The organism is uncultured Campylobacter sp. (genome assembly GCF_938045535.1).
Lineage (GTDB): Bacteria > Campylobacterota > Campylobacteria > Campylobacterales > Campylobacteraceae > Campylobacter_B.
In genome coordinates this window covers 1-12,042 of record NZ_CALIMQ010000076.1, presented here as the reverse complement: position 1 = coordinate 12,042, position 12,042 = coordinate 1, and the positions used below count along the sequence as shown (strand labels likewise).

Sequence of the window (12,042 nt, the reverse complement as noted above, 5' to 3'; positions counted from 1 at the left end):
TCCGCTAGCGATTCCAGCCCATCCATACTTGCTTTCATATAGATCATCATTTTGATCTCTTTTAGCTCTTTTATCCTGTGCGAAAGTAGCGCGGCTTCGTTCATCCTGTAATTTATCTTGAAAAAATATCCTAAAAATAATGCGCTTGAAATGAGATATAAAGATAGAATTTTAAGCGTTAAAGCGGTCTTTTCAGACATACAGATACCCTGCGTTGCGGCGATTTATGATATGCTCTTCGCCTAGGATGCGGCGCAAATTTTTGATATAAGTTCGCAGCGCTTCTTCGCTTGGCGTTTCGTTAAAAACATAGATCGCGGAGAAAATTTCATCCTTGCTTAAAAGCCTGTTTTTATTTTGTAAAAAAAGTGCCAGCAGCTCGCGCTCTTTGTTTGAAAGCGCGACGGGCACGCCCGATCTGCGTAGCTCTTTGCTTGCAAAGTAAAATTTAAACTCGTCGTCAATAGTTACAAAATCATCAAAATTGTGGCTGAAGTTTCGCTTTATGAGAGAATTAACGCGCAGCAACAGCTCTTTTAGCTCGTATGGTTTTTTGAGATAATCATCGCAGCCGCTTTTAAAACCAACCTCAAGATCATCAAGCGTATTTAGCGACGTGGCGAATATCGCAGGGGTGCGATCGCCGCTCTTGCGTAGCTCTTTTAAAAGTGAGAATCCGTCGCCTTTGGGGATTTTTACGTCAAAGATAAAAAGATCAAATTTTTGTTCATAAGCAAGATCCGCGGCGCTTTGAGCGTCGCTGCAAACGCATACGTCAAAGCCCGCGTCTTTTAGATATTCGCCGATGAGATCGCAAAGCGTCTCATCGTCCTCTACGAGTAAAATTTTACTCACTACATCTCTTTTTTCATCTCTTTTTTCATTTCGCCTTTCATCTCATCCTTCATATGTTTACCCTCTTTAATAGCATCCTTGTGCATATCTTTCATGTCGCCCTTCATCTCTTTCGCACCATTATGCATTGATGTATTGGCGTCCTTCATCTCATCTTTCATGCCCATGTCGGCAGCTACGGCAAAAGTGCCAGCAAATAGCGCACTAAGCGCAAACAAAGTAAGTTTTTTCATTACGTACTCCTTAAAAGAAATTAGCGGAATTATACTTCCGTAAAAGTGAAGTATGTGTGAAATTCCGAAAAAAATTCAAATTTAAATTTAAACGCCTGTAATTTCAAACGCGGAGCGGCTTAAATGCGCTCGGTCGGTCGCGATCTCTGAAATTTAAATCGCTCGCTACGGCTAGTCGAATTCTAAACGCGAATCAAAGCTAGCGAGGGCGCACGCCAACAGCGCATTGCCGAGCTTATTTTATCGAGGCAAAATAGAAATTTAAACCGCCGGCTAAACTAATTAAATTTGTAATGCCACGACTAATGCCACGACGCGCACATCAAATCAAAAACGCCGAGCCAGCCTTTGAGTTCGCGACCTCGCGCGAGCTTTTGAATTCGCCATGCCGCGTAAGCCCTTAAATTTAGTGCGGCGCGTGAATTTTTAAATCCACTAACCACGGCGGTTAATAATTCTAAATCGCCCTTCGCCGCAGGCATTGCTGCCGATAAAATTTAAAGCACAAATTTTAAATTTTAAAGTCACGACCGCACCAAAGCAAAATCTTGCGCTTTGAAATTCCGCGCACGGCGAAGCAATTTAAAATTTCATGCTTCAACGCACCGCGCAGAGATATAAAATTAAAATTTCACGCCTTAAACGCCAGAATGAAATTTTCATACTGAACCGCACCATCCGCGTCTCAGTACTACCCGCGCGACGAAATTTAATGCGCGTAATGCAAGTGCGGCGGATTTTAACGCCCGCGCGCATCGCTCATGCTCTTCGGCGCTCTTATAAATTTAAATTTCAGATACCGCCCATAAATTTTATCCAGCGCAAGCGCGCAAAAAAGTAAAATTTAACGCCTGCAAAAGGTGGCAAAGCCGCGCTGCCTGGTGCTGCGAGCGATAGAAAAAATATTAAATTTCACGCCTACGAAATGGCGTGATCTTTGATCTCATCCTCGCTTACGATCTCGTAGATTACGCCCGCCTTTTTGATAAACTCCTCCACGCGCGCGACGTGTGCGGGCTCTACGTTGATAACGAGGCTTCCGACGACGTTTTTATCGAGGCGCTCGAGCTTGCCCCAAACGATGTTAAAATTTATCTCCAAAGCGCGCGCCATATGCGTGATCACGCTGTCAAACGCAACCGCAGGCGGGAAAAAGAGCCTGATATTCACGCCGCTTGCGGGCAGCACCTCCTCCTCGCCCAAAAACTCCTTCATATTCTCATCCGGGTGCAAAAACAGCGAGACAATATCGCCCGAGTTGCTCACGCGCCCGCCTTTAAGCAGGATCGCGCGCTGCGCGATGCCCTTTACGACCTCCATCTCGTGCGTGACGAGCACGATCGTGATGCCTAGCTCGCGATTGATGCGGCGCAGAAGCGATAAAATTTGCGCGGTGGTGTTGGGATCAAGCGCCGAGGTCGCCTCGTCGGATAGCAAAATTTTAGGGCTTAATGCAAGCGCGCGCGCGATTGCCACGCGCTGCTTCTGTCCGCCGCTAAGCTCGCTGGGGTAGGCATTTGCTTTATCCGCAAGCCCCACGAGCTCCAAAAGCTCGGCGACGCGGCGCTTCGTATGATCCTCGGGATGGCCCCAAAACGCAAGCGGCGTGGCAACGTTTTGCGCGACGCTGCGGCGGCTCATAAGCGCGAAGTGCTGAAAAATCATACCGATATTTTTGCGCAGCTCGCGGATCTGCGCGCCGCTTAGCTCTCTTACCTCCCTGCCCTCTACTTTGAGGCTTCCTTCTTGATAGTCCTCAAGGCCGTTTATGCAGCGCAGCAGAGTACTTTTACCCGCGCCGCTGCGGCCGACGATAGCAAAAATTTCGCCCTGCTTTACTTCCAGGCTCACATCGTCGATCACGCAGGTTTTTCCGTAAAATTTCTTTAAATTTTCTATCTTTATCACTCAGATTTCCTCGTTCATAATTCCGCCGAAACGCCCCAGAAATTTATAAAATTTCGCGCCTTAGCTCGTCTGCGCTCTTTGGCGAAAGAAGCGCCGGAGCGATGTCAAATACGCTAAACGCGCCGCGCTCGCCCCTTTGCGCCAAGCGATACGCCGCTCGGGCGTAGGCTACGAGCACGCTTGCGGTAAATTCGGGATTTGAGTCAAGCTTTAGCGAAAACTCGATCAGATGTTTATTTTCACCGCGCTCGCCCGTCGCTCCGCTTCGCAGGATGAATCCTCCGTGAGGGATGCCGCCGTGCTCTTTTTTAAGCGTCGCAAGACTTACGAAATGCACGCTCGTGTCGTAGTCGGCGAAGTAATTCGGCATTGTTTTTATCTCTTTTTCTATGCGCGCTTTATCGGCGCCGTCCTCTGCTACGACGTAGCACTCGCGCAGGTGTTTTTCGCGCGTAGTTAAATTTGGATTTTCACCCGCGCGAACTCGCTTCAAGGCGCTTTCTATCGGCACGGTGTATTGGCGTGCATCCACGACGCCCTCGATCCTGCGGATGGCGTCCGAGTGGCCTTGGCTCACGCCTTTGCCCCAAAACGTGTAGCTGCTGCCGTTTTCTAGCACGCTCTCGCCGAATAGTCTATTTAGCGAAAACAGACCCGGATCCCAGCCCACGGCGATGATGGCTACATTTCCGCCTTTTTTGGCGGCGGCGTCTACCGCGGCGAAGTGCTCTGGGATCTTAGCGTGCGTATCGAAGCTATCGACGACGTTAAAGCTCTGCGCAAACTCTGGCGTTTGCGTCGGTAGATCCGTCGCACTACCGCCGCAAAGCACCAAAACGTCAAATTTGCCCTTGTGCGCTAAAATTTCATCCGCGCTAAACACGGGTGCGCCGCATGTTTTTACTTCGCTTGGATTTCTGCGGCTAAAAACCACTGAAAGCTCTAAATCCTTACTATTCCGCGCGGCAAGCTCTACGCCGCGACCTAAATTTCCATATCCCAAAACCGCTATTTTTATTTTTTCGCTCATTTTTTATCCTTGATAAATTTTAAAATTTAGCGCGTAAAACGGCGCGCCGCCGATGAAATTTTACCTCAGTAGGAAATAATAAATCACGTATAACCAACTTAAAAATCCGTGGATTATCGCCCACATTATGCTTTTATTGACTCCCCATGATAGTGCGACGGCTATGACCGTGCCTAACGTAAATCCACCGATACTACCTTTTGACATATTTTTCTCCTTGATTTAAATTTAGACTCAAACGAGCGGACTACTCGCCAAACGCCTTTAGCTCGTCGCATACTTTGGCGAATTTTTCCTGCGCGCTTTGCAACCCTTCGCGGTTTGCGGCGACGACGGCGGCAGGCGCAGAGGAGATAAATTTTTCATTGCCTAGCATCGCAGAGAGCTTTTCGATCTCTTTTTGCAGCTTTGCTTTTTGCGCGTTAAGGCGCGAAATCACGCCGCCAAGATCGACCCCCTCAAGCGGCACGAAGCTTTCTAAATTCTCGCTTACGTCGCGGGCGGAATTTGCGATATTTTGCTGCGTAAATTCCACTTCATCTACCTTTGCTAGCGTTTTGATGTAGTCCGCAGCGGCGCTTAGATCGACTGCGGATTTGACGTAGGCTTTGGCTACGCGCGCGTTTCCAAGCTCGATCGTCGCCTTTGCGCGACGAATGCTAACGATCGCTTCAATAACGAGCGAAAATAGCTCCTCGATCCGCTCGTCGCGCCCACCTGGCTGCGGGTATCGCATCACCATGATGGAGCGCGCGTCTTGCAGCTTCGTGCCGCTTAACTCCTGATACAGATACTCGCTTAGAAACGGCATAAATGGGCTCAGTAGCTTCATCGCTTCTTTAAAAATCATCCCTAGCTCGCCGATCGCGGCCTTGTCCGCCTTACTAAGCTCGATGCCCCAGTCGCAAAACTCGTCCCAAAAAAACTTATAAAGCTCGGTCGCAGCGTCGTTGAAGCGGTATTCGTCTAAATTTTCCCGCACCGCGCTCACGCAGCAGTTAAAGCGCGAAAGCATATATTTACCGAGGCTCGTTTTGACCCGCGCCGCGTCCAAATCGTCGAATTTAGAAGCGTTTAAAAGCAAAAATTTGCTCGCGTTATAAAGTTTATTCGTAAAATTTCGATATATCAAAAGCTTATCGTCGCTAAGGCGCAGATCGCGGCCCTGCACGCACAAAATCGTAAGCGTAAAGCGCAAAATATCGGCGCTAAATTCGTCTATTTTTAGCAGCGGATCGACTACGTTTTTGCTCGATTTGCTCATCTTTTTGCCGTCTTTGTCCTTAACTAAGGCGTGCAGGTAGATGTCGCGAAACGGCAGCTCGCCCATGGCGTTTTGGCACTGAAACATCATGCGCGCGACCCAGAAAAACAAAATGTCAAAGCCCGTAATCAGCATGGTATTCGGATAAAATTCGCTCAAATCCTCCTCAAACCACTTCTCGTTTTTCAGAGCCTCGCCGTTGCCCCAGCCAAGCGTGCTGATCGGCCAAAGACCGCTTGAAAACCACGTATCGAGCACGTCGGGATCTTGAGTAAAATTTTTGCCGCCGCATTTTGGGCAAACATCGGGGCTCTCGCGCTCATCTGCCCACTGATGGCCGCAGTCGCAGTAAAACACGGGAATTCTATGCCCCCACCAGAGCTGGCGGCTGATACACCAGTCCTTCAGCTCGCGCATCCAGGCGTTGAAGCTATTGATCCAGTGTTTCGGGAAAAATTCCGCCGCGCCGGAATTTACCTTAGAGATCGCCTCTTTTGCGATATCCGCGCGCACGAACCACTGCTGCGAAATGTACGGCTCGACGACGTTTTTGCAGCGGTAGCAGTAGCCGACTTGATTTTCGTAATCCTCGATTTTTTCGATAAAACCCAGCCGCTCAAGCTCCGCTACGATCTGATCGCGCGCGGCAAGTCGCTCTAAGCCTCTAAATTTACCGCACTGCTCGTTTAAAATTCCTTTTTCGTCAAATACCGTGATAAACTCCAGCTCATGGCGCTTGCCGACCTCGTAGTCGTTGGTATCGTGCGCAGGCGTGACCTTAACCGCGCCCGTTCCGAAGCTCATATCGACGTATTCGTCGGCGATGATCTCTATCTCGCGGCCGATTAGCGGCAGCACGACTTTTTTGCCGATCAAATTTTTATAGCGTTCGTCCGCGGGATTTACCATTACAGCGGTATCGCCGAAGTAGGTTTCGGGGCGCGTCGTAGCGACAACAATGTAGTTGCGGCTCGTCTCGCGCGAATCTTTGCAAGAGTTTGAATTTTGCTCGCCCGCAAAGTAATAACGCAAATGATAGAGCTTGCCCTTGTTTTCCTTATGCTCTACCTCCACGTCGCTTAGCGCGCCGTCGTGCGTGCACCAGTTTACCATGTAGTTTCCGCGCACAATGAGCCCCGCGTCGTATAGGTTTACGAAGGCTTTGCGCACGGCGTTTTTAAGCCCTTCGTCCATCGTAAAGCGCTGTCTGCTCCATGCAGGCGTGACGCCAAGACGCTTCATCTGCTTTACGATCTGCCCGCCGCTTTGCTCCTTCCAGCGCCAAACGTGCTTTAAAAACTCCTCACGCCCTATCTCTTCTTTTTTGATCCCTTGCGTCAAAAGCTCGCGCTCGACGACGTTTTGCGTCGCGATGCCTGCGTGGTCTAACCCCGGCTGCCAAAGCGTGCGGTAGCCGTCCATTCGCTTGTATCGCGTCATGATATCTTGCAAGGTAAAAGTGAGCGAATGCCCGATATGAAGCACTCCGGTGACGTTTGGAGGGGGCATCATAATGCAAAAGTTTTTGCCTTTTTGCTGGATATCTTTATTGCCGTCGATCTCGAAATAACCGCGCTGCTCCCAAATTTTATAAAAACTCTCCTCTACGGCTTTCGCGTCGTAAAAATCTGCCATTTTCAGCCTTTTTTTAAAATTTTAAATTTTGCGATTTTAGCGGAATTTTTGTAAAGCGCTCATTAAAGCGTGCCAATTCTGCATTATACAATAAAATGTAGTATTTAAATATATATAGAAATATCGAATTTTAGAATATTTTAGATAAAATTTTAAAAAATCATATAAAAGCACTTGACATTAAAAATTCTACCTGCTATAATACCGCGAAATTTTAACCAAAAGGATTAAATATGAAGAAATTTCTTCTCGCTTCGCTTCTTAGCGCTAGCGTCGTCAGCTTCGCTCTTGCCGAAAAAATCGTAGTCGCCGCTACTCCGATACCGCATGCCGAAATTTTAGAGCAGATCAAGCCCGATCTAAAAGCCCAAGGCTACGATCTTGAAGTAAAAGTTTTCAACGACTACGTAACCCCGAACCTCGCTACCGATAGCGGCGACGTGGATGCGGGATTTTTCCAGCACGTGCCGTATATGGAGGAATTTAACGCTAATAAAGGCACGAAGTTAAAAGCGACCGTGGGCGTGCACCTAGAGCCGATGGGCATCTACAGTCATAAGATTAAAAATTTAAAAGATCTTAAAAACGGTGCCAAAGTTGCCGTGCCGAACGATCCGACTAACGAAAGCCGCGCACTTGATCTGCTCGTAGCCGCGGGGCTCATCGAAGTAGATCAAAACGATGAAAAACTTGGAAATACAGATATTATTTGCATAGATAATAAAAAAATTGCATTAATTGGAGTTGTAACTGATTATATTGACCATTGGGAAAATCCTAAAAATTTAGAAATTTTAGAGCTTGAAGGCGCCGCGCTTCCACGCACCCTGGGCGATGTCGATATTGCAGTCATCAACTCAAATTTTGCCTTTAACGCAAATTTAAACCCAATCAAGGATTCGCTATTTTTAGAAAAGGCTGAGGGCAACCCTTACACAAATGTCATCAGCGTTAAAGAAGGCAACGAAAACAGCCCTAAAATCAAGGCGCTAGATAAAGCGATTCAAAGCGAGAAAGTGAAAAAATTTATCGAGACGCAATATAAAGGCGCAATCATTCCATCGTTTTAACTCCTCCTCTTTTTAAAATTCGGCGCAGGATTCGCGCCGAATTTGCTGACATTCGCTATTTTGTTTACTATCTTTTTTTATAATTGCGCGAAATTTACCGAATAAAGGAAAAATAATGAAAAGAATTTTATCTTTCAGCTTTGTTGCCGCTATGGCTATATCTTCGCTTAATGCAGGCGTTTTGGCTACTGCAAAAGACGCAAATATCACTATTACGGATGAGGATGTTGCACCGTTTTTGGCTCAAGGTATGCAGCACGGCGGACAGGAACCGACCGCCGATGAGAAGAAAAAACTAATCGACGATCTAATCAAATACAAACTTCTAATCGCAGAGGCGAAAAAATCAGGCGTTGAAAACAGCGACGAATATAAACATCAGCTAGAGCTTGCTAAAGATGGCATCGCATTTAATCTATGGCAACGCGAACAGGCTAAAGACGTAAGCATCAGCGACGAGGAAGCTAAAAAAATTTACGATGAAAATAAACAGAATTTCATGCAACCAGATTCCGTTACCGCAAGTCATATCTTAGTAGCAGACGAAAAGGCTGCTAAAAACGCGATTGCGAAGCTATCAAAAGTCAAAAAAGAGAATTTAAAAGAGGAATTTAATAAGCTAGCCAAAGAAATTTCAATCGATCCAAGTGCGAAAGAAAACGGTGGCGATTTGGGCTCTTTTGGCAAAGGGATGATGGTGCCGGAGTTTGAAAAAGCAGCGTTTGCGCTAAAAGATGGTGAGATGAGCAAAACGCCGGTAAAGACACAATTCGGATATCATGTAATCTACAAAGAAAGCAGCAAAAAGGCTGAGACTATGCCGTTTGAAAAGGTAAAAGATCTCATCAAAAATCAGCTACTTCCAAGCAAAGTAAACAAAAAAATCGATGACAAGGCTAATGAGCTATTCGGCAAACTAAACATCGAATACGCAAAATAGTTTTAATTTTAAGGCGCGAGGCTATTAAATTTATATGCAAGTTCGCTGCGGCGCAACTTGCAGGGATAAATTTTAGCCCGCGCCTTTGTTTTATATGCGCTAAATTTTGTAAAATTAAGCTCGCTCTTGTATCGCCGGATTGTTAAATTCCAAACTTATTTGCTCTGCCGATGCTAAATTTCGCGAAATTTTAAGCTCAGCTGGTTTTTACATATTAAATCAAGGAATTCAAATGCTTTCTAATATCGTAAATTTTATCGTAGAATTTGTCGCAGGTTGGGGATACCTTGGCATTTTTGTGATGATGTTTTTAGAAAGCAGCTTCTTTCCTTTCCCAAGTGAAGTAGTGATGATCCCTGCGGGCTATCTGGCCTCAAAATCGCAGATGAGCTTTATTGCGGCATTTGTTTGTGGGCTTGGCGGCAGCATCACCGGCGCGCTGTTTAATTACTATCTATGCTACTTTTTTGGACGTAAGATTATCGTTAAATACGGCAAATACGTAGGCATCACCGAGGAGAAATTTGCAAAATTCGAAGCGTTTTTTAACCGTCATGGCGAAATTTCAACGTTTAACTGCCGCCTAATTCCAGGCATTCGTCAATACATCAGCCTTCCTGCGGGCCTTGCAAAGATGAATGTCGCGCGCTTCGTGCTATTTACTGGGCTTGGAGCTGCGATTTGGACATTAATACTGATGAGCTTAGGATATTTCATCGGCGAAAACGAGGAGTTAATCAAGCAAGATCTGCATCTAATTACGATCGCTCTGTTCGCCATCGTCATTATAATCTCGCTCCTATATATTTATTTTATAAAACGCAAAAAATAGCTCCGCGCTAGTAAATACAAATACAATAAAAAATTCCATTTTATCGCCTTTAAGTTCAAATTTTTCAAATTATAATTTAAGCTAAACAAGAATTTTTATAATTTCACTTTCATAATCTGCGTGCAATACGATATTTCTATTAAAGTGCAATTATGCCTTAGTAGCGAATTCCAAAATATTTTTTAAGTAAAATTCTATTTAAAGCCTTAAACAATCATACTAATTTCTAAATTTTAATTTTTCGTTACGTTTTAAGCTGCTTTTAATACTAAAAGCTTTAAAATTCCATTAACAATTTCAACGAAAGGACTTATTATGGCAAAGACCAGAAAAGAACACGATTTCATCGGAGAATTAGAAATTTCCGACGATTTTTACTACGGTGTGCAGACATTTAGGGCACTAGAGAACTTCCATCTAAGCGGACGAGCGCTCAAAGACTATCCATTTTTTATCAAGGCATTTGCACAAATCAAAAAAGCAGCTGCGCTAGCCAATAAAGAGGTCGGAGTCCTAGACGCACAAAAAGCCGATGCGATTGCAAAAGCTTGCGACAGGCTCATCGCAGGAGAGTTCAGAGATCAATTCGTAGTCGATATGATCCAAGGCGGCGCCGGAACTTCGACGAATATGAATACCAACGAGGTCATTACTAACATAGCTTTGGAGAGCATGGGACACAAAAAGGGCGAATACCAATACCTCCATCCAAACGACCACACAAATTTAGGTCAAAGCACCAACGATACCTATCCTAGCTCGATCAAAGTCGCCGCTTACGCCAAGCTAACCGATCTACTAAAAGCTATGGAAAATTTGAAAAAAGAGCTTGAAGTTAAAGCCAAAGAATACAAAGATGTCATCAAAATGGGAAGGACGGAGCTTGAGGACGCCGTTCCTACCACTCTTGGAAACACTTTCAACGCTTTTGCTACCTACATCAAAACCGATATCGCACTTATCAAAGCTGCTAGAGAGTCGATGACTTACTTAAATATGGGCGCTACGGCGATTGGTACGGGCATCAACTGCCACCCTGATTACAAAAACGTAGTCGAGAAAAAACTGGGTGAAATCACCGGCGTTAAATTTAAAGCTGCAGAGGATTTCATCGCCGCTACGCAAGACACCGCAGACTTCGTCCACGTTAGCGGCGCGTTAAAAACAGCAGCCGTCCGCCTAAGCAAAATCGCAAACGACCTACGTCTTATGAACTCCGGTCCTAGATGCGGCCTGGGCGAAATCGAGCTTCCTAAGATGCAACCGGGCAGCTCCATCATGCCGGGTAAAGTAAATCCGGTCATCGCTGAGGTCGTAGGCGAGGCTTGCTACGAGGTTATCGGCAACGACGTTACGATTATGCTTTGCTCCGAGCGCGGAGAATTCGAGCTTAATGCGTTTGAGCCTGGCATCGCATATGCGCTATTTAACTCGATCGTGCTTTTGGAAAATGCGATGAATACACTAGCTGAAAAAGCTATCAAACATCTAAAAGCAAACCCTGAAGCTTGCCTAAAATCGGTGCTAAATTCCGTCGGTATCGTTACAGCGTTCAACCCATACATCGGTTACGAAAAATCCGCAAGTATCGCCAAAGAGGCGTTGCAAACAGGAAAATCTGTCGGCGAAATCTGCTTAGAGCGCGGATATTTGAAAAAAGAGGAGATCGATAAGATCCTAGAGCCTAAATCTATGCTCAACCCACATATGAGCAAAAAATAGTTTCAAACTAGGTGCGGCGCGGAATTTCGTCGGTTAATTTAATAGGCGAAATTCCGCAAAGTAGAATTCTAAATAGATAAGATTTATCGTGCAGAATTCCGTAGATGCAGAATTTCATCAAGTTAGATTTAGCTTCCGTGGAGTAAAATTCCGCTTGCGAAATTTTAAGATAAAATTCCGCATAGAATTCCGACCACTGAATTATAAAGATAATTCGGATTTTACCTGCTGAAATCTTTAGAATTCTGCGCGCCGTTAAAAAAATTACTTTATAAGGAGTTTTGCAATGGACATTTCATTGATATTGCAATTGATCGTACTCTTCGGTGCGATATTTTTGGGTGTTAGACTAGGTGGTATGGCTATAGGCTATGCAGGCGGTCTTGGCGTCGTCATTCTTACGTTGGGGCTTGGTCTAAAAGCGGGCAGTATACCATGGGACGTCATTTTAATCATTATGTCTGTTATCGCCGCTATTACGGCTATGCAAGTAGCAGGAGGACTCGATTATTTGGTACAAATAGCCGAAGGAATACTAAGAAAACACCCAAAA

Annotated in this window: 11 protein-coding genes and 1 pseudogene; 5 read left to right on the top strand and 7 right to left on the bottom strand. The window is 45.5% G+C overall.

All coding sequences use genetic code 11. From position 1 onward, the window contains the following. The 7 genes and pseudogenes from Q0095_RS02645 to Q0095_RS02615 all read right to left on the bottom strand — a co-directional run. Nucleotides 1-200, bottom strand: a pseudogene (locus tag Q0095_RS02645) (sensor histidine kinase); the annotation flags it as partial. Further along, nucleotides 193-855 (bottom strand): response regulator transcription factor, encoded by a 663-nt coding sequence (locus Q0095_RS02640; RefSeq protein WP_297881100.1) that lies wholly within the window; start codon nt 853-855, stop codon nt 193-195. The gene Q0095_RS02640 and the pseudogene Q0095_RS02645, both read right to left, overlap by 8 nt. Continuing rightward, nucleotides 855-1,088: a hypothetical protein gene (locus Q0095_RS02635; protein WP_297881098.1), complete on the bottom strand. Its 234-nt coding sequence runs from the start codon at nt 1,086-1,088 to the stop codon at nt 855-857. Before Q0095_RS02635 ends, Q0095_RS02640 begins: the two co-directional genes overlap by 1 nt. Before the next feature lie 918 nt (nt 1,089-2,006). Next, on the bottom strand, nt 2,007-2,996 hold the full coding sequence (locus tag Q0095_RS02630; RefSeq protein WP_297881096.1) for a methionine ABC transporter ATP-binding protein: 990 nt from the start codon (nt 2,994-2,996) through the stop codon (nt 2,007-2,009). Nucleotides 2,997-3,039: 43 nt separating this feature from the next. Then, nucleotides 3,040-4,026, bottom strand: coding sequence for a diaminopimelate dehydrogenase (locus tag Q0095_RS02625; RefSeq protein WP_297881094.1), 987 nt, complete (start codon nt 4,024-4,026; stop codon nt 3,040-3,042). Between the two features lie 60 nt (nt 4,027-4,086). Next, the gene (locus Q0095_RS02620) at nt 4,087-4,233 is read right to left on the bottom strand and encodes a hypothetical protein (RefSeq protein WP_297880516.1); all 147 of its coding nucleotides are present in this window, start codon (nt 4,231-4,233) and stop codon (nt 4,087-4,089) included. Nucleotides 4,234-4,273: 40 nt separating this feature from the next. Continuing rightward, entirely contained in the window at nt 4,274-6,925 is a 2,652-nt protein-coding gene (locus tag Q0095_RS02615) for a valine--tRNA ligase (RefSeq protein WP_297881091.1), read from the bottom strand. A 233-nt stretch (nt 6,926-7,158) separates the two neighbouring features. Here Q0095_RS02615 and Q0095_RS02610 point away from each other — a divergent pair, with 233 nt between their 5' ends. The 5 genes from Q0095_RS02610 to Q0095_RS02590 all read left to right on the top strand — a co-directional run. Beyond that, nucleotides 7,159-7,995: a MetQ/NlpA family ABC transporter substrate-binding protein gene (locus Q0095_RS02610; protein WP_297881089.1), complete on the top strand. Its 837-nt coding sequence runs from the start codon at nt 7,159-7,161 to the stop codon at nt 7,993-7,995. Between the two features lie 115 nt (nt 7,996-8,110). Then, nucleotides 8,111-8,935: a peptidylprolyl isomerase gene (locus Q0095_RS02605; protein WP_297881087.1), complete on the top strand. Its 825-nt coding sequence runs from the start codon at nt 8,111-8,113 to the stop codon at nt 8,933-8,935. Nucleotides 8,936-9,167: 232 nt separating this feature from the next. Further along, nucleotides 9,168-9,767 (top strand): DedA family protein, encoded by a 600-nt coding sequence (locus Q0095_RS02600; RefSeq protein WP_297881085.1) that lies wholly within the window; start codon nt 9,168-9,170, stop codon nt 9,765-9,767. Nucleotides 9,768-10,082: 315 nt separating this feature from the next. Continuing rightward, complete coding sequence (locus Q0095_RS02595) at nt 10,083-11,489, top strand: aspartate ammonia-lyase (RefSeq protein ID WP_005870686.1); 1,407 nt, start codon at nt 10,083-10,085, stop codon at nt 11,487-11,489. 286 nt (nt 11,490-11,775) lie between these two features. Then, nucleotides 11,776-12,042, top strand: a 267-nt coding sequence (locus Q0095_RS02590) for an anaerobic C4-dicarboxylate transporter family protein (RefSeq protein WP_297881083.1), incomplete at its 3' end; no start/stop codon positions are given.